Source organism: Micromonospora sp. NBC_01796 (assembly GCF_035917455.1).
Classification (GTDB): Bacteria; Actinomycetota; Actinomycetes; order Mycobacteriales; family Micromonosporaceae; genus Micromonospora_G.
Genome location: NZ_CP109078.1, coordinates 6,768,063 through 6,785,580, shown reverse-complemented (window position 1 = coordinate 6,785,580; position 17,518 = coordinate 6,768,063). Strand labels below are relative to the sequence as shown.

At 71.8% G+C, this 17,518-nt stretch carries 14 protein-coding genes; 6 read left to right on the top strand and 8 right to left on the bottom strand.

Annotated elements, in window-relative coordinates:
* Window positions 1-6: 6 nt before the first annotated feature.
* Window positions 7-954 (top strand): helix-turn-helix domain-containing protein, encoded by a 948-nt coding sequence (locus tag OIE47_RS30305; protein ID WP_326557939.1) that lies wholly within the window; start codon window positions 7-9, stop codon window positions 952-954.
* Window positions 955-1,240: 286 nt separating this feature from the next.
* On the opposite strand, the gene OIE47_RS30300 is transcribed toward OIE47_RS30305, so the two are convergent.
* The 4 genes from OIE47_RS30300 to OIE47_RS30285 are packed head-to-tail and all read right to left on the bottom strand — an operon-like array spanning window position 1,241 to window position 6,986.
* The gene (locus tag OIE47_RS30300) at window positions 1,241-2,464 is read right to left on the bottom strand and encodes a bifunctional glycosyltransferase family 2/GtrA family protein (RefSeq protein ID WP_326563282.1); all 1,224 of its coding nucleotides are present in this window, start codon (window positions 2,462-2,464) and stop codon (window positions 1,241-1,243) included.
* 15 nt (window positions 2,465-2,479) lie between these two features.
* Window positions 2,480-4,693, bottom strand: coding sequence for a glycosyltransferase family 39 protein (locus OIE47_RS30295; protein ID WP_326557938.1), 2,214 nt, complete (start codon window positions 4,691-4,693; stop codon window positions 2,480-2,482).
* Between the two features lie 45 nt (window positions 4,694-4,738).
* Window positions 4,739-6,217, bottom strand: coding sequence for a HAMP domain-containing sensor histidine kinase (locus OIE47_RS30290; RefSeq protein WP_442792197.1), 1,479 nt, complete (start codon window positions 6,215-6,217; stop codon window positions 4,739-4,741).
* Window positions 6,218-6,239: 22 nt separating this feature from the next.
* Window positions 6,240-6,986, bottom strand: a complete 747-nt coding sequence (locus OIE47_RS30285) for a response regulator transcription factor (RefSeq protein ID WP_326557936.1) — start codon at window positions 6,984-6,986, stop codon at window positions 6,240-6,242.
* A gap of 220 nt (window positions 6,987-7,206) precedes the next feature.
* Here OIE47_RS30285 and OIE47_RS30280 point away from each other — a divergent pair, with 220 nt between their 5' ends.
* Window positions 7,207-8,115, top strand: a complete 909-nt coding sequence (locus OIE47_RS30280) for an FAD:protein FMN transferase (protein WP_326557935.1) — start codon at window positions 7,207-7,209, stop codon at window positions 8,113-8,115.
* Here OIE47_RS30280 and OIE47_RS30275 read toward each other — a convergent pair.
* Window positions 8,099-8,890: a putative protein N(5)-glutamine methyltransferase gene (locus tag OIE47_RS30275; RefSeq protein WP_326557934.1), complete on the bottom strand. Its 792-nt coding sequence runs from the start codon at window positions 8,888-8,890 to the stop codon at window positions 8,099-8,101. The two genes, OIE47_RS30280 and OIE47_RS30275, sit on opposite strands and share 17 nt — an antisense overlap.
* Before the next feature lie 231 nt (window positions 8,891-9,121).
* Here OIE47_RS30275 and OIE47_RS30270 point away from each other — a divergent pair, with 231 nt between their 5' ends.
* Window positions 9,122-10,111 carry an acetylxylan esterase gene (locus tag OIE47_RS30270; RefSeq protein ID WP_326557933.1) on the top strand — a complete coding sequence of 330 codons (990 nt, stop codon included), beginning with the start codon at window positions 9,122-9,124 and terminating at the stop codon, window positions 10,109-10,111.
* A gap of 65 nt (window positions 10,112-10,176) precedes the next feature.
* On the opposite strand, the gene OIE47_RS30265 is transcribed toward OIE47_RS30270, so the two are convergent.
* Window positions 10,177-12,030 (bottom strand): discoidin domain-containing protein, encoded by a 1,854-nt coding sequence (locus OIE47_RS30265; RefSeq protein ID WP_326557932.1) that lies wholly within the window; start codon window positions 12,028-12,030, stop codon window positions 10,177-10,179.
* 262 nt (window positions 12,031-12,292) lie between these two features.
* Here OIE47_RS30265 and OIE47_RS30260 point away from each other — a divergent pair, with 262 nt between their 5' ends.
* Together OIE47_RS30260 and OIE47_RS30255 are read left to right on the top strand one after the other, a co-directional pair.
* Complete coding sequence (locus tag OIE47_RS30260) at window positions 12,293-12,937, top strand: hypothetical protein (protein WP_326557931.1); 645 nt, start codon at window positions 12,293-12,295, stop codon at window positions 12,935-12,937.
* 32 nt (window positions 12,938-12,969) lie between these two features.
* Entirely contained in the window at window positions 12,970-13,971 is a 1,002-nt protein-coding gene (locus tag OIE47_RS30255) for a phosphotransferase (protein ID WP_326557930.1), read from the top strand.
* A 523-nt stretch (window positions 13,972-14,494) separates the two neighbouring features.
* Here the strand turns inward: OIE47_RS30255 and OIE47_RS30250 are convergent.
* The gene (locus OIE47_RS30250) at window positions 14,495-16,117 is read right to left on the bottom strand and encodes an amidase family protein (protein WP_326557929.1); all 1,623 of its coding nucleotides are present in this window, start codon (window positions 16,115-16,117) and stop codon (window positions 14,495-14,497) included.
* Between the two features lie 199 nt (window positions 16,118-16,316).
* Window positions 16,317-16,844 (bottom strand): GNAT family N-acetyltransferase, encoded by a 528-nt coding sequence (locus OIE47_RS30245; protein ID WP_326557928.1) that lies wholly within the window; start codon window positions 16,842-16,844, stop codon window positions 16,317-16,319.
* 54 nt (window positions 16,845-16,898) lie between these two features.
* Between OIE47_RS30245 and OIE47_RS30240 the strand changes: the two genes are divergently transcribed.
* Window positions 16,899-17,486, top strand: a complete 588-nt coding sequence (locus OIE47_RS30240) for a TetR/AcrR family transcriptional regulator (RefSeq protein ID WP_326557927.1) — start codon at window positions 16,899-16,901, stop codon at window positions 17,484-17,486.
* Window positions 17,487-17,518 lie beyond the last annotated feature (32 nt).

Below are 17,518 nucleotides of genomic sequence, written 5' to 3'. Positions count from 1 at the left end.
CCCGACATGAGTTCTGTCCCGCGCTCCGTCGCGGTCGCCGCTACCGACGGGATGCTGCACTTCGAGCTGGCCCTGGCCTACGAGGTCTTCGGCTCCGCCCCGGCGGCCCTGCCAGGCCCCTGGTACGACGTCAGGGTGTGTGGCACGCACGCCGTCCGGGTCGGCCGGTTCCTGCTCGAGCCGGACTGCGGGCTCGACCGGCTGGCGCACGCCGACACCGTGATCGTCCCCGCCTTGGCCGACGTCGACGAGGACCCGCCGGCCGACCTGGTCGAGGCGGTGCGCGCGGCCCACGACTCGGGCGCGCGGGTCGTCTCCCTGTGCACGGGCGTGTTCGTGCTCGCCGCCGCCGGTCTGCTGGACGGGCTGCGCGCGACCACGCACTGGGCCCACACCGACGAACTGGCCGCGCGCTATCCCCGGGTGGAGGTCGACCCGGACGTGCTCTACGTCGACAACGGCAGCGTGCTCACGTCTGCGGGCAAGGCCGCAGCGATGGACCTGTGCCTGCATCTGATCCGCCGCGACCACGGCCCGGCGATCGCCAACGTGGTCGCCCGCCGCCTGGTCGTGCCGCCCCACCGGGCCGGTGGCCAGGCCCAGTTCGTCACCACACCGGTGCCCGCCCAGGACGGCCATCCCCTGGCCGAGCTGCTCCCCTGGGTGATGCGGCGGCTGGACCAGCCGCTCACCGTGGAGGACCTGGCCCGCCAGGCGAACATGAGCTCGCGCCACCTGGCCCGCCACTTCCACTCGGTAACCGGCACCACCCCGCTGCAGTGGCTGCTGACGCAGCGGATCCGCCGCGCGCAGGAGCTGCTGGAGGCCACGGACGACAGCGTCGACACCGTCGCCTCGGCCGCAGGCATGGGCACGGCGACGACACTGCGCCGCCACTTCCACCGCACGATCGGCGTACCGCCGGACGCCTACCGCCGCACGTTCCGGGCGTGAGGCTGCGTCCTCGCCTTGACGGCTCTCGGCCGCCTCCGCAGCCAGAGGGCCACCAGCCTTTGCGGGAGCGCCCGGCTGACCGGCAACAAGAGAGCAGCCGCGGTCACCCGCGCCGCCGTCCATCCGCCCTGAACCGCAAGATCATTCGATTCCGAAAAGTAGCCCCATCACAGCGCGTCCTGACGGCACGGTAGCGCGAGGAATCGACCGGGTCGCTGTCGAGATCGTCCAGGGCCGTCGCCGGTCAACGGAGTTCGCTGTCCGCGTTGCCGGGCGGGCCCCAGCCTCAGGGGCTGACACTCGTCGGTCGGTGGTGGAACAGCCAGATCCGCAGCAGCAGGAACCGCACGACCGTCGCGACCAGGTTCGCACCGACCAGCACCAACAGCTCCACCGAGCGCGGTGGATGGGCGACCAGGCGGGGCAGCAGGGCGAGCGTGCCGCTGGTCAGACCGACACCGACGGCGAACACCAGCAACCCTTGCAGGTGGTGCCGGGCGACGTGGCGTCGGCCGCTGATACCGAAGGTGAGCCGCCGGTTCGCGGCGGTGTTCGCCACGGCGGTGACGAGCAGCGCCAGCAGGTTCGCCCGCTGGGCGCCGATTCCGGTACGGAGCAACGCGTACAGCGCGATGTAGGCGAGGGTGCTGGCGATCCCGACGGCGGCGAACCGGAGCAGTTGCCGGGGCAGACCGGCCGGTATCGCCCCGGTCGGGGCGGTAAGCGGGGCTCGGCCGAGCTGGGCGCGTATTTCGGTCAGGGGTATCGCCCCGGTGGCCAGGCGCCAGATGCCGCGCAGGTCGGCCAGGGCGGTGGGCACGATGTCGACCCGGCTGTCCGGGTCGTCGACCCAGTCGACCGGGACCTCGTGGATGCGCAGCCCGGCCCGCTGGGCCAGCACCAGGAGTTCGGTGTCGAAGAACCAGCCGGTGTCGCGTACCAGCGGCAGCAGCCGGTCGGCGACGTCGCGACGGATCGCCTTGAAGCCGCACTGGGCGTCGGAGAACCGGGCGGCGAGGGTTCCGCGCAGCAGCAGGTTGTATCCCCGCGAGATGATCTCCCGCTTGGCGCCCCGGACCACTCGGGACCCACGCCCGAGCCGGGTCCCGATGGCGAGGTCCGAGTGGCCCGAAATCAGCGGTGCCACCAGGGGCAGCAGTGCGGCCAGGTCGGTGGAGAGGTCGACGTCCATGTAGGCCAGGACCGGGGCGTCCGACCCGGACCAGGCCGACCGCAGCGCCAGGCCGCGACCCTTGCGGTCGAGATGGAGTACGTCGACACCCGGCAACACCTCCGCCAGCTCACGGGCCACCACGAGGGTGCCGTCCACACTGGCGTTGTCCGCGATCGTGATCCGGAACGGGTACGGAAACGACTCGCTCAGGTACGCGTGCAGGCGCCGTACGCACGGGGCGAGGTCGGTCTCCTCGTTGTAGACCGGGATGACCACGTCCAGTACGGCGACGGGCCGTTCGGGTGTCCGGTGCTCGCGCAGCGATGACGGGGCGATGGAGGGCGTCACGGCTCAGTCCTCCCGGCCGGTGCTCAGGTCGTAGACGGTGGTTCCGTCAACGGTGGTGGCGGTGAAGTTCTCCGAGACCCAGGTGGCGATCTCCTGGGCGTCCTGGCTGCCGCCGTTGGCCCGGAAGCCCGAGCCACCCAGGAAGTAGTGGATCTCCCCCGCCCGTACGTACTCCTGGAACCGGGCGAGCGTCGGCGACGGGTCGCTGCCGTTGAAGCCGCCGATCGGCATCACCGGGTCACCGGTGGCGAGTTGGTAACCGGCGGCGTTGTTCGAGCCGACCGTCGCCGCGACCCAGGTGTACCGGTCCCGATCCTGCTTCAGCAACGCGACCATCTCGGCGCTCGGCGTACGGGCGTCGAGCAGCCCACCCATGCCGCCACCGGGTCCACCGCCGCGCGGTCCGGCGCCGCCCGGCATATCGGGAAACGCCTGGTTGCCACCACCGGGTATCGCCTGGTTCCCACCACCGGGAACGGCACCGCCCGGGTTCCCACCGCCGGGGAAGCCGCCCTGGTTGCCACCCGGAAAACCACCCTGGTTGCCCCCGACCGGACCACCGCCACCGGGGAAGGCACCCTGGTTCGCGCCATCCGGGAACGGGCCGCCGGGCATCCGCCCGCCGCCCGGAGGACCACCCCGGCCGCCGAACCCGCCAGCCGCGACGAAGGGCCCGGCCGACGGGATCGCCCCGGCGTGCGCGGTCGCCGCGGTGTCGAGCGAGTAACCGAGCGGTCCGGCGAGCGCGGCGAGCAGGCCGAGGGCCAGCACTCCGGCAGCGGCCCAGCGGGAGGCCCGGCCCGCCGTCACCCGCGCGGTCAGCCAGCCCAGCAGGGCGAGCAGCACCGCCGCGACGAGTCCGGCGACCAGCACGGTGGGCCGCAGCCACGACTGCCACTGCGGGCTCCGGCCGAGCAGGACCCAGGACCAGCCGGCGGTGACCGCCAGCACCAGGGCGAGCACCGGCAGCGCCGCCCGATGCCGGCGCAGTCGCCACAGCACGGTGGCGCCCATGCCGACCAGGGCGGCCACCGCTGGCGCCAGCGCGACCGTGTAGTACGCGTGGAAGATGCCCTGCATCAGGCTGAAGGTGACCCCGGTGACCAGCAGCCAGCCACCCCAGATCAGGAACCCGGCCCGGCCCCGGTCCGTACGCGGCGCCCGTCCGGCGACCACCAGCCCGACCACCAGCAACAGCAGCGCGGCCGGCAGCAGCCAGCCGACCTGTCCGGCGATGTCGTTACCGAACAGCCGCAGCCATCCGGTGCTGCCCCAGATGCCGCCCCCGCCGCCCGGACCGCCCGGACCACCGGCGCCGCCACCGACACTGCCCGGCTGTTCTCCGGTGATCCGACCCAACCCGTTGTAGCCGAGGGTCAGTTCGAGGATGCTGTTGCCCTGCGACCCGCCGACGTACGGCCGGGCGCTCGGCGGTACGAGTTCGACGACCGCCACCCACCACCCGGCGGCCACCACCAGGCCGAGCCCGGCGAGCAGGAGCTGCCCGATCCGACGCCACACCCCGGTCGGCGCGGCGAGCAGGTACACCCCGGCGAAGACCGGGACCACCAGGAACGCCTGGAGCATCTTGGTCAGGAAACCGAAGCCGACCAGCACCCCGGCCAGCACGATCCACCGGGTCGCCGCCGTCTCGATCGCCCGTACGCAGGTGTAGGCGGCGAGCACCAGGAGCAGGACGAGCAGGGCGTCGGGGTTGTTGAACCGGAACATCAGGGTGGCGACCGGGGTGAGCGCGAGGACCGTACCGGCGAGCAGGCCGGCGGCCGGGCCGTACCAGCGTCGGACGGTCGCGAAGAGGACACCGACCGAGGCGACCCCGGCGAGCGCCTGCGGGACGAGGATCGCCCAGGAGTTCAGGCCGAAGATCCGTACGGACAGGGCCATCAGCCACATCGCCGCCGGTGGTTTGTCCACGGTGATCGAGTTGGCCGCGTCCGAGGAGCCGTAGAAGAGTGCCTTCCAGCTCGCCGAGCCGGCCTGGGCGGCGGCCGAGTAGAACGAGTTCGCCCAGCCGGAGGCGCCCAGTCCCCAGAGGTAGAGCAGGGCGGTGGCGAGCAGCAGGGCGGCCAGCGCGAGCCGTACCCAGGCCTGCGACCGGGGTACGGCGGGCTCGGTCACGGCCCGGTCCGCTTCACCCGGCGCGGTTTCGGGTACGTCGGGCGCCGCGGTCGTCGGCAGGGTCTCTGATCGGGTCATGCCGGTTAGATTCGACGGGCCGGCTAGGTCGATCCGGTGAGTGGCCTATGTGTCCGCTGTGAGTCGCGGCAGCCGTACGGTCAACGCGGTGTGCCCCGGACGGCTGGTCAGGGTGACCGTACCCCGGTGGGCCTCGACCACGGCGGACACGATCGCCAGCCCCAGCCCGGTCCCGCCGACGGCCCGGGAGCGCGACCCGTCCCCACGGGCGAACCGCTCGAAGACCTCGCCCTGCAACGCCTGCGGGATGCCCGGACCGTCGTCGAGCACGGTGAGCGCGACCCCGTCCGGGCCGACCTCGGTCAGGCTCGTGGTGACCGTGGTCCCCGGCGGGGTGTGCGTACGGGCGTTGGTCAGCAGGTTCGCCAGGATCTGGTGCAGCCTGGCCGGGTCGCCGTCCACGCAGACCGCCCGGTCGGGCAGGTCGAGCCGCCAGCGGTGGTCCGGTCCGGCCACGTGCGCGTCGCTGACCGCGTCGACCGCGAGCGCGCTGAGGTCGACCGGTTCGACGGCCAGCGGACGCCCCGCGTCGAGCCGGGCGAGCAGCAGCAGGTCGTCGACGAGGGCGGTCATCCTCGTCCCCTCCGACTCGATCCGGCGCAGCGCGTGCGCGATGTCGGGTGGCACCGGGTCCCGGCCCCGGCGGGTCAGTTCGGCGTAACCCCGGATCGCGGCGAGCGGCGTACGCAGCTCGTGGCTGGCGTCGGCGACGAACTGCCGTACCCGGGTCTCGCTGGCCTGGCGGGCGGCGAGCGCGGCGGCGACGTGACCGAGCATCCGGTTGAGCGCCGCCCCGACCTGGCCCACCTCGGTACGTTGATCCGTGTCACCCGCCGGCACCCGTACGGCGAGCGCCACCTCGCCCCGGTCCAGCGGCAGTTCGGCGACCCGGCCGGCGGTGGCCGCGACCCGGCGCAGCGGGCGCAGCGAGACCCGCACGATCAGCGCCCCGGCGGTGCCGGCGAGCAGCAGTCCGCCGGCTGCGATACCCGCCTCCATGCCGATCATCTGCCAGACGGTCTGCTCCAGTTCGGTCAGCGGGAGACCGGTGACGATCACCTCGCCGCCCGGCATCTCCCGGGCGACCAGGCGGTAGTCGCCCAGGTCACCGAGGGCACGGGTACGCGGCTCGCCGTCGGCCGGCAGACCCGCGAGCGTCGGCTCCTGCGCGGCCGGGACCGGCTCCCGTTCGGTGCTGGTGTCCGCCGGCAGCGTGACGGCCCAGTCGACCTCACCGTCCTCGACCACGGCGGTCAGGGTGCCGATCGGCTGTCCGCGCGGAAACGGGTCCCCCGGCCCGAACGGGTTCCCCGAGCCGGACGGGACACCGGGCGGACGGCCGTTCGGCGGGCCGTTCAACGAGCCGCCCGCGCGTCCGGCGACGGTGGCGAGCTGCTGGTCGAGCTGCTTGATCAGCGAGTGGCGCAACGCGATGGTGGTGGCGGCGCCGATCAGCACACAGACCACCGCGAGCAACGCGACCACGGCGGCGACCAGCCGGGCCCGTAACGACCAGCCAGTCAGCCGTCGGCGCAGCGCGGACGACTCAACCGGCGGGCTTGAGGACATAACCCGCTCCCCGGAGGGTGTGGATCATCGGCTCCCGACCGGCGTCGATCTTCTTGCGCAGGTACGAGATGTACAGCTCGACGATGTTGGCCTGGCCACCGAAGTCGTAGTTCCAGACCCGGTCCAGGATCTGCGCCTTGCTCAGCACCCGGCGCGGGTTGCGCATCAGATAACGCAGCAGGTCGTACTCGGTCGTGGTGAGCGGGATGAGCTGCCCGGCGCGGCGTACCTCGTGGCTCTCCTCGTCCAGGGTCAGGTCACCGACCACCAGCACCGCGTCGGGTTGGGTGGCGACACCGACCCCGGCGCGCCGCATCAGCCCCCGCAACCGGGCCACCACCTCCTCCAGGCTGAACGGCTTGGTCACGTAGTCGTCGCCGCCGGCGGTGAGCCCGGCGATCCGGTCCTCGACCGAGTCCCGCGCGGTGAGGAAGAGCACCGGCATGGCCGGGGCGTGCCCGCGCAACCGCCGGAGCACCTCGAGTCCGTCCAGGTCGGGCAGCATGACGTCGAGCACGACCGCGTCCGGTTGGAACCGCTTCGCCTGCCGGACCGCGGCCACGCCGGTCTCCGCGCTGCGTACGTCCCAGCCCTCGTAGCGCAGCGCCATGCAGAGCAGGTCGGTGAGCACGGTCTCGTCGTCCACGACCAGCACCCGGACCGGCTCGCCGTCGGGACGCCGCAGCTCGATCTGCCGGCCGGAGGGTCGCGCGTCCGTCGTCATCCGTCCATGCTGCCGTCGGCCGCTGTGCCCCACCTCGGCGGAACCTGTGTGCCGGCTGTGTAAGCCACCGTCGGGGCGTACCCCGGTGACGCCGACGGGGCCGGCTCACCACCCGGACGACGCGGGGCTTACACAGCGGACCCACAGGTGCGACATACGAGCAGTTCAGCAGGCCCGGCGACGGTGACGGGGTGGTTCGGGCGACAACCGGGAGGGCACCATGGCGGAAGCACGCTGGTCGGATCGCGGCACCGAGGTACGGGTGGTGGTGACCGGGACGGAAGCGTCCCGGATCGCCCGTCGGCTGGTCACGGCGGAACTCGCCGCCCTGAACCGGACCCACGGGCACCGGTGGGGTGGCAGTGAGCTGTCCCGGGTGCACCGCGCCGCCGGCACGCCGGTACGGATCAGCGCACGCCTCGCCGAGCTGGTCGCCGCCGCCCTCGCCGCCGCCGAGCTGACCGACGGTGACGTGGACCCGACGGTGGGCGCCGCCCTGCTGCGGTTGTCCCGCTCGGACCGCGGCCCGTGGCTCCCGGTGTGCGGATCCTCGCTGCGCCCGGCCCCGGTACGGGACGGTTGGCGCCGGGTGGCACTGGGCGACGGTTCGCTGACCGTACCGGCGCCGGTGCTGCTGGACCTGACCGCGACCGCACGGGCGGTGACCGCGCGCCGGTGCGCGAACCTGCTCGCGGCACGCACCGGTGACGGCGTACTGGTCGCGCTCGGCGGCTGTGTGGCCACCGCCGGCCCGACACCGCCGGACGGCTGGCGGGTGCCGATCGGCGGGACCACCCTCGGGCTGGCCGGTGGTGCACTGGCGAACACGCGTACCACCGGCCGCGGCCCGGCCCGGCCGATCGTCGATCCGCGCACCGGGCTGCCACCGGCACCCGTCTGGCGGGACGTCACGGTGGCGGCGGCCGACCCGGTCACGGCGAAGGCGTTGAGCCTCGCCGCGCTGGTCCGTGGCGCGGGCGCCGGAGCGTGGCTGGCCGGGCTCGGTGCACCCGCCCGCCTGGTCGCGCTGGACGGCACCGTCGAGACGACCGGCGCCCTCGTCGGCGTGCCGGCGGTCGGCAGCATGGATGCTCCGGCCGGGGTGCGGGTGGTCAGCAGCGGCCGATGACCACCGTGGCGTGTAGTTCGTCGTCGCCGGCCATCCCCGGGGTGAGCCCGGCCCCGGCGAGCGCGGCGAGGGCCGCGTCGACCTGGTCCACGCTGGTCTCCAGCAGCAGGTGCCCACCCGGGGCGAGCCACTCCGGGGCGCCGGCGGCGACCCGGCGCAGCACGTCGAGTCCGTCGGCCCCACCGTCGAGCGCCACCAGCGGCTCGTGGATACGTGCCTCCGGCGGCAGCAGGTCGACCGCCGCACTGGGCACGTAGGGGACGTTGGCCACCAGCACGTCGACCCGACCGCGCAGCGCGACCGGCAGCGGGTCGTAGAGGTCACCGGCGTACACCCGGCCACCGACGGGCTCGAGGTTGCGCCGGGCGCACCGTACGGCGGCCGGCTCGATGTCCGCCGCGTGCAGGGAGACGCCGTCGACACGGTCGGCGATCACCCGCCCCACCGCACCCGTTCCGCAGGCCAGATCCACAATGGTCGCCGCCGGTGGGGAGAGCGCCACGGCCCGGCGTACGAGCAGTTCGGTACGTCGGCGCGGCACGAAGACCCCCGCGTCGACGGCGATCCGCAGTCCGCAGAAGTCGGCCCAGCCGACGATGTGTTCCAGCGGTAGTCCGGCGACCCGCCGTTGCACCATCGACCGGAGGGTGGCCGGCTCGGGAGCGGCGTCGATGAGCAGTTGCGCCTCGTCCTCGGCGAACACACAACCGGCGGCGCGCAGCGTACGGATGATGGCGGTCCGGCTCAGCGCCGGGGTGGATGGGGAAGTCGACATGTCTGACCCTTCGGGACGCCTGTGGGCGCTCCCGCGGTTACCATGGCTCGACCTAGATCAAGAAAGCCCATGGCGCCGCCCGGTGGGAGCACCCGCCGTTCGTGACGAGAATCGGTCCCACCTCCTCGGGGCAGCAGCGAACTGAGGACGGCAACGTTACCCTCCGTTCCTCCTCGGCCGACGGCGGGGGTGGTCACCGGCGACGGCGCGTACGCGAAAGGACCGCCCCTCATGCTGGTCGACTGGCCCCTGGAGCAACTGCGCGACTACCTGCCCACCCGTACCGAGCCGGAGGACTTCGACGCCTTCTGGGCCGGGACGCTGGCCGAGGCCAGGACGACACAGACCCCGGCCCGGTTCGAGCCGTACGACGCCGGGCTGGCCACCGTGCGGGTGTACGACGTGACCCTCCCCGGTTTCGCCGGACAGCCCGTACGCGGTTGGTTCCTGGTCCCCCGGCACGCCACCGGCCCACTGCCGTGCGTGGTCGAGTACCTCGGTTACGGCCGGGGACGCGGGCTGCCGCACGAGTGGCTGAACTGGAGCGCCGCCGGTTACGCGCACCTGGTGATGGACACCCGTGGGCAGGGCAGCGCCGGCTCGATGGTGGGCGACACCGCCGACCCCGACCCGGCCGGCGGTCCGCAGACCCCCGGATTCATGACCCGGGGCATCGCCGACCCGCAGACCTACTACTACCGGCGGGTCTTCACCGACGCGGTCCGGGCGGTCGACGCGGCCCGGTCACACCCCCTGGTCGACCCGGACCGGGTGGTGGTCGCCGGGGTCAGCCAGGGTGGCGGGATCGCGATCGCGGTCAGCGGATTGGCCGAGGGGCTCGCCGGGGTCATGCCGGACGTGCCGTTCCTCTGCCACCACCGGCGGGCCACCGAGATCACCGACGCCCAGCCGTACGGCGAGCTGGTGACCTACCTGAAGACGCACCGGCACCGGGTGGAACAGGTGTTCGCCACGCTGAGCTACTTCGACGGGGTGAACCTCGCCGCGCGGGCGGACGCCCCGGCGCTCTACTCGGTGGCGCTGATGGACGCCGTCTGCCCGCCGTCGACGGTCTTCGCCGCGTTCAACCACCACGCGGGGGCGGCCAAGGAGATCAGCGTGTGGCCGTACAACGGGCACGAGGGCGGCGCCGCCTTCCAGCAGCAGGTCCAGCTCCGCTGGCTGCGTGACCTGCTCGGCGACGCGGCCCCGGCGAGCTGACCGGGGCCCGGGTGCGGTCTGCTCGACCGCACCCGGGGACGGTCGCTCCCGGCGGCAACGGCCGGTCAGCTCGCGTACGCCTCCAGCTCGAAGATCCGAGCCGCCCGGTCACTGTCGCTGGTCGGCGTCAGCACGTTCACCCGGACGTACCGGGCCGTGACCGGGGTGAAGGTGTGCGTGGTGACGTCGGCGGTGTTGCCGCGTACGGACGCGACCGTGCTCCAGGTGGTGCCGTTCGTACTGGTCTGGAGGTCGAAGTCACGGGTGTTCCAGGCCGGTTTCTCACCGCCGGCACCGGAGTGCCGGACCACGAACCGACCCACCTGCTGGTTGGACTGGAGGTCCACCCGGAGCCACTTGGACGTACCGAGCGAGCACCACTTGTCGGAGTTGCCGCCGGTCCAGCTTCCGTTGACCGCCTTGGCCGGTGCCTCGGCGGTCGCGCACTGGCTGTCGGCGGTGGCCGGCTTGCTCAGCGCCAGGTTGGTGGTGGTCGGCGGCGCCGGGGTGTAGAGGCGGATGTCGGTCAGGCTGGCGCTGCCCTCGTACACGTTGGTGTAGAGGTCGCCGATGACGAAGTAGTCCGGGTACGCCGAGCCGGCCGGCCACTGGTTCGCCCAGGTCGTACTGCCGTTGTTGTCGTTCTGCACCAGGTTGTTGTTGAACCGCCCGTCGTACTCGCCGGGCTCGGTGTTGTAGTGCCAGATCGGGGCGTTGTTGACGATGAACGGGCGGTGGAACCGGATCGTCTTCTGCCCGACCCGGGCGAAGTTGCCGCTGGCCTCCAGGACGTAACCGGTGGCGTCGCGCTCGATGGCGAAGGTGTAGAACTCGTTCGGCATCAGCTCGGGCTGCAACTCGGCGGCCGAGGAGAGCTGCTGCTCGGCGACCCCGCCGGAGCAGTTGGTCATGAACCACTGCGAGTTGCCGGCGAGTCCCCCCGGTCCGGGGTTCCAGTTCGGCAGGCCGCTGATCCACATGTTGACGGTGTTGAAGTTGCCGTCCCGGTAGTTGTAGTACTGGTTGGTGTTGGAGTTGCAGACCCGGCCACCGGTGCCGCTGCCGACCCGGTCGGGGTGCTGGGAGAAGGAGTCCATCAGGACCTTGCGGCGGTAGTGCCAGAAGTGGTTGTTCCGGGGGGCCGGGTTGGCGAAGTCCACGATGGACAGGAAATGGAAGCCGTTGTAGCCGTACGGGCCGGAGCGGACGTCCTGCCACTCGCAGTACGGTGCGGAGGCGTCACCGGACCAGCCGGGGCTGTTCGACCCTTCTCCCCACGGGTGCTGGGTCTTGCAGCCGGAGGTGCTGTAGCCGTTGACCCGGCCGCCGTACTCGATCGAGCCGTTGCGCTTGCCGCCGAAGTCGATGGTCTTCAGCTTGTACTCGATGCGGTACTGCGACGGGAGCTTGTTGGTCGGCCGGAAGATCGCCCCACCGGTATGGTCGGGCACGTTCAGGACGGCTACGTTGCCGCCACCCTGGGCCTGGGTGGTGATCGACGGCGGGGCCTCGATGACCCCGTTCTTGTCCCAGTCGCGGGCCGACAGCGACGCGGTCAGCCAGCCGTTCTGCCCGACCGGGAACTCCTTGCGGTACGTGTTGAAGGAATTGAACGCGGTGTTCCAGTCCGGCCCGTAGTCGTTGCGGTACCACTGCCCGGAGTCGTCCATGATCGTGTCGAACGGGTTGGCGTAGGTCTCCCGGACCCAGGGCGCGTTGCCCGGGTTGACCGGGGTGGAGAAGTCCTCGGAGTAGAGCAGGTTCCAGGCCACCTGGGCGCCGACGTCGCCGGCCGGGGCCGGACCGTCGGCCGGGGCGGCGACGGCCACACCGGGTACGAACGAGGTGAGCGCCACGACGCCCGCGGTCAGCGCGGCCACGACCGTCCGGCGGCGCAGACCGCCGATGTTCCTGTGCATGATTGCGTACGACCCTTCACTCGACGGGTAAAGGAGCTTTCATGGTGCGGTGAATGTGGACGACGCGCCGATCGCCATCCGATTGCCACTTCTGTAATTCGAGTAACTCGAATTACGCGACCATTTCCGGCCGGTATCAGGAATCGTTACACCAGAAGCGATGTCCGTCAATCCGAACGGGTGCGGCCGTACCTGTTTGGATCTTCGAGCGGGGCGTGGGCGATGATGGGCGCGCCCGTACCCCGGCAGTGAGGACCTCGACGTGAGCGCAGGAAGCATCGTGCAGGCCCCGGACGGCCAGCCGGTCGTGCTGGGCGAGATCGGCCAGCGGGTACTGCTGGTCAACCCCCGCGTACGGGTCTGGGAGGTCCGGCTCGCGCCGGGCGAGTCACAGCCCTGGCACCTGCACTACAACCCGTACGTGGTGCTGAACCTGGAGACCTCACCCTGCCGGATGGACTGGCTCGACGGCAGCCCGGCCCGGTTCCTGTCCGAGCAGGTGGGCGGGGTGGTGCACCGGCCGGTCTCGCCCGTGCACATGCTCACCAACCACGGGGAGGCGAACTACCGCAACCGGATCGTCGAGCTGCTCGACCTCGGCGAGGAGGCGTCCGGCGTACCCGATCCGGTCGTTTCCCCCGCGCGGCCCGCGACAGGCGGTCTCATCCCGACCGAGGTCTTCGCCGACGACGAGGTACGCGTCCGGGGCGTCGAGGTCGAGCCCGGCACCCGCCACCGGTGGCAGGCGGGCGACGTTCCGGTCGTGGTGATCGGCCTTTCCCACCCGGACACCGACGGCGTCCACTACCTCGCGCCGGGCGGGCAGCACGAGTTCGCCGCCGACGCGACCGGGCCGCACACCTTCCGCCTGGTCGAGCTGACCTACCTGGGCGGCGACGTCGGGTAATTCGATGTCGGACGTCGGCGGACGATCCTAGGGTGGGGACCGTGCTCACCCCGCCGGTCGACCTGACCGAAGATGCCCTGATGGCAACGCTGGGCGACGCCTGGGGCCTGGCCGCCACCTCGGTCGCCTACCGGCCGGTCGGCTGGGGCAGCCATCACTGGGAGGTCGAGGACACCGAGGGCGCCCGCTGGTTCGTCAACGTGGACGAACTGGAGACCAAGCGGCACACGCACGACGAGTCACCGGAGGTCGCGTTCGACCGGCTCCGGGCCGCACTCGGCGCCGCACGTGCCCTGCGTGACCATGGCACCCCGATCGTCGTGGCACCGGAGCCGACCCGCAGCGGCGAGCCACTGGCCCGGCTCTCCGACCGGTTCGGGCTCGCGCTCTACACGTATGTGAATGGACAGAGCTTCTCCTGGGGCGAGTTCTCCGCACCCGACCACCGCAGAGCCCTGCTCGATCTCGTCGTCGCGGTGCACTCCGCTCCGGACTCGATCCGCCGTCGCGCCATGGCCGACGACTTCGCCGTACCGCATCGGGACGCCCTGGAATCGGGTCTCCGCGCGGACGGCGACCTGGACACCCACGGTCCCTATGCCCACCGCACCTCGGTCTTGCTGACCGAGAACGCGGCGCCGATCCGGCACCTCCTCGCGCGGTACGACGAACTCGTGCTGGCCTGCCGCGCGCAGCCGGACCGTGCGGTGCTGACCCACGGGGAGCCGCATCCCGGCAACACCATGCTGACCCCCGACGGCTGGCGGCTCATCGACTGGGAGACGACCCTCGTCGCACCGCCGGAACGGGACCTCTGGAACCTCGACCCCGGCGACGGTTCGATCCTGGACGCGTACGCCGACATCACCGGTGTCACGCCGCTGCCCGAACTGCTGGAGCTGTACCGGATCCGCTGGGACCTGTCCGACCTCGCGGTCGACGTCGACCGCTTCCGCCGGCCGCACACCGGGACCGCCGACGACGACCAGTCGTGGGAACTTCTGCACCGCCTGGTCACCCACCTCGGCGCCTGACGCGGGGAGACGTGAAGAGACCGGGGAGTGCGGATCTCGCATGCGCTCATCCCCGCTCCGCCACGACGAGCGCGCCGCGGCGTCCGGCCACCCACACGGTGAGCGCGAAACAGCTCAACACCATGCCGGCGATCGTCACGGCAGTCCACCCGCCGACGGACCAGAGGGTGGCAGCGGCGGCGGAACCGATGGCGCCGCCGATGCGCCCGAGCGGCTTTCAGCGCGCGGATCCACATCTCGACGTTCATCTACTCACCCCGCCTGTAAGTACACCGAAACGGACTGCTGTCCGCGCTCGGATCCTCCCTTGTGGCGGGCGCGGGAGTCCCACGCGGCCGGGCGGAATCGACAATGCGCGGTTTTTCTCTACATCAAAGACGATGTATTTACATCGTCTTTGATGTACGTCATAAACAGGTGACCGCCGTCGGCGGGCAGGGCTGGTGCCGAGGCGGGCAGGGCTCGGCCCCGCCGACACCGGGTGGGTGTCGACGGGGCCGGGGTAGGGCGACCGCCGGTCAGGTCACGGGGCGCAGTTCGAGGCGCGGCGCTCCAGGGAGCTGCACCGGAACAGTGACGGGTTCACCTCGGACGGCGGGAGCCACTTCTTCGAGGCCTGCTCGTAGTCGTAGGCGAGGGCGAGCAGGGACGCCTCGGTGTAGGCGGTACCCAGGAAGGACAGGCCGACCGGGCGGCCGTTCGCCGGGTCGTACCCGATCGGAACGGCGACCGACGGGTACTGGGCGCGGGCGCCGATGCCGGCCGAACCGCTGCCGACGAAGACGATCGCGTCGAGGGTCTGCGCCCGCAGGACCGAGTCGATCCGGTCCCGCGCGCCGGCGATGCCGGTGTCGCGGTTGGTCTCGTACGCCGCCTTGGCCACCGGGTCGGTCAGGTCGATGTTGTTCGACGTGACGAGCTGGGTCTGACCGAACTTGATCGTCCCCTCGGCGGCGTGCGCCAGGTTGTACCGGACCACGTCGTCCAGGGTGTTCATCGGCGCGCTGCGCGGCAGCCGGGCCAGGTACGCGTTCAGGTCCCGCTTGAACTCGTAGTCCAGGATGCCCGGCGGCAGGCCACCGGTGGCAACCGTGACCGGCACGACCTCGGCACCCTGGGCCCGGATCACGTCCAGCGCCTCGTTGAACAGCACGCCCTGGTTGCCGGTCGGGGTGCTGGCCACACCGATCCGCTTACCCTGCAACGCGGTCGTGGACAGCGCGCGGGTGTAGTCGGTGCCGACCACCCCGCTGCTGGTGGAGGTGATCGGGTCCTCCGGGTCGATGCCGGTCAGCGCGGTGAGCAGCGCGGCTGCGTCGTACACCGAACGGGTCATCGGTCCGGCGGTGTCCTGGCTGGCCGCGATCGGGACGACCCCGGTCCGGCTCACCAGGCCGACCGTCGGCTTCACCCCGACCAGCGAGTTCGCCGCCGACGGGCTGAGGATCGAGCCGGAGGTCTCGGTGCCGATGGTGACGGCGGCGAGCGCCGCCGCGGCGGCGGAGCCCGAACCGGAACTGGAACCGCTCGGCGTCTGGCTCACGTCGTACGGGTTCAGCACCTGGCCGCCGAGCCCGCTGTAGCCGGACGGCATGCCGTTGGTGGTGAAGTTCGCGAACTCGGTCAGGTTGGTCTTGCCCAGGATGATCGCCCCGGCCGCCCGCAACCGGGTGACCAGGAAGGCGTCCTTCGACGGGTACGAGTCGGCCAGGGCCAACGCCCCGGCGGTGGTCGGCAGCCCCTTGACGTCGATGTTGTCCTTCACCAGCACCGGGATGCCGTGCATCGGTCCCCGGGCCCGGCCCTTGCGCCGGTCGGAGTCGGCCTGGCGGGCCTGCTCGACCGAGTCGCGGGTGAGCACCCGGACCGCGTTGAGGCCGGGACCGTTGCTGTTCAGCGCCCGGATCCGCTCCAGGTACGCCTGGACCAGTTCCTCGGAGGTGACCCGGCGGGCGTTCAGGGCGTCGCGCAACTGCGGGATGCTGGCCCGCTCCAGGTCGATCGGGAACGGGCGGTCGCGGTTGGTCGCCTCGGTGGGCGCACCGACCGAGGTGGCGACGAGCGCGGCGACCGCGGCGAGGGCCGCGGTGAGCAGGGCGAGCCGGGACAGGCGTCGCCGCCGGGGTAGCGCAAGGGGTTGATGCACCAGTACGACCCTTCGATGAGGCCGCGCCCGGCCGTGTGGGGGAGGCCGGGCGCGGAGTGGATCTCGAGACGTTGTGGATCTAGAAGAAGGACACGGCCCCGCTGTTTTGGGCTCGCGTCGGACAGATTGCCACGCGGTAAACGATTTCGCCTACCCGTACGGGTTCCCGCTCGCTCCACTGTGGAGAACGCCGTCCGGGCTACCGGTGGGAGGAGCGACCCGTGGCGACGAGTTGACGCTCGTAGCAGACCGACAGGTCCGCACCCACGTAGCTGCCGAACGCCTCGATCTGCCGGTAACCCTCGCGCTCGTAGAAGCGCCGGGCGTCCGGCTGGGCGGTGCCCGTCTCCAGCCGGAGCGTCAGCCATCCCCGCTGCACGGCAGCCGCCTCCAGGGCGCGCAACAGAGCCGTGGCGACGCCGGTGCCGCGCGCGGACGGATCGACGTACATCCGTTTGATCTCTGCCGAGCCGTGGTCCAGCTGCCGCAACGCACCGCAGCCGATCGCCGGGCCGTCCGTCGCGTCGAGGGCGACGACAAAAAGCGCGATGTCGTCGGCCGACGGCGCCTGCCCCGGTTCATGGTCGTCGGTGCCGTAACGGGCGTCGAGTTCCGCCCGTTGCCGCGCCCGCAGGGCCACACCAACCGGGTCGTCCCACGGCCGCACCTCGATGGTCCATCCCGCCGACACCCGCGCCCCCTGTTCGATACCAACAAGCGTTCCCATGCAGAACAGATGTTACGGTAACAGCCGTTACGGATGGACGATGGGAGCCCACGAATGTCACGTACTGCGGACAAGCCGGCGCAGGAAGCCCTGCTGTCGCGCGCCGTCTGGGACGTACTGGCCCTCCAGGGGCTCGAACGCCTGACCATCCGCGCCGTCGCCGCCGCGGCCGGCTGTACCACCGGCCTGGTGATGCACCGCTTTCCGAACCGCCGGGCGCTGCTGCTGCACGCCCGTCACCTGCTACACGAACGGACTCGCGCGCGGGTCGAGTCACTGGAGGCGAACGCCACCGGTCCGGTGGAGGCGCTGCGGGCCGTCCTCCAGCAGGGGCTCGCCCTGGACGACCAGACCCGGACCGAGAGCATCGTCTGGGTGGGTTTCCTCGCCGCCGCCGTCGGGGACGAGGAACTCATCGCCCTGCACCGGACCAACAACCGGGCCTGGCTGGGGCGGGTGGAGCGACTGGTCCGGGCCGCCGCGCCGGAGTGGCCCGAGCGGCGGGTGGGAAACACGGCGGCCACGCTCGTCGCCATGCTCGAAGGGGCCGCCGCGCTCGCCTCCGCCGACCCGGACCGCTACCCGCCCTCGACCCAGCGGTCCATGCTCGACGACACCCTGCTCTTCCTCGGCCTGGCCTGAGCCGCCCCTCAGCCTGGCCCGTCACCCGGTGA

Bases quoted from the DNA above. Each gene is read 5' to 3' on its own strand.
- OIE47_RS30240 (WP_326557927.1), top strand. From the start codon at position 16,899: ATGTCACGTACTGCGGACAAGCCGGCGCAGGAAGCCCTGCTGTCGCGC.
- OIE47_RS30265 (WP_326557932.1), bottom strand. From the start codon at position 12,030: ATGCACAGGAACATCGGCGGTCTGCGCCGCCGGACGGTCGTGGCCGCG.
- OIE47_RS30275 (WP_326557934.1), bottom strand. From the start codon at position 8,890: ATGTCGACTTCCCCATCCACCCCGGCGCTGAGCCGGACCGCCATCATC.
- OIE47_RS30245 (WP_326557928.1), bottom strand. From the start codon at position 16,844: ATGGGAACGCTTGTTGGTATCGAACAGGGGGCGCGGGTGTCGGCGGGA.
- OIE47_RS30270 (WP_326557933.1), top strand. From the start codon at position 9,122: ATGCTGGTCGACTGGCCCCTGGAGCAACTGCGCGACTACCTGCCCACC.
- OIE47_RS30305 (WP_326557939.1), top strand. From the start codon at position 7: ATGAGTTCTGTCCCGCGCTCCGTCGCGGTCGCCGCTACCGACGGGATG.
- OIE47_RS30285 (WP_326557936.1), bottom strand. From the start codon at position 6,986: ATGACGACGGACGCGCGACCCTCCGGCCGGCAGATCGAGCTGCGGCGT.
- OIE47_RS30295 (WP_326557938.1), bottom strand. From the start codon at position 4,693: ATGACCCGATCAGAGACCCTGCCGACGACCGCGGCGCCCGACGTACCC.
- OIE47_RS30280 (WP_326557935.1), top strand. From the start codon at position 7,207: ATGGCGGAAGCACGCTGGTCGGATCGCGGCACCGAGGTACGGGTGGTG.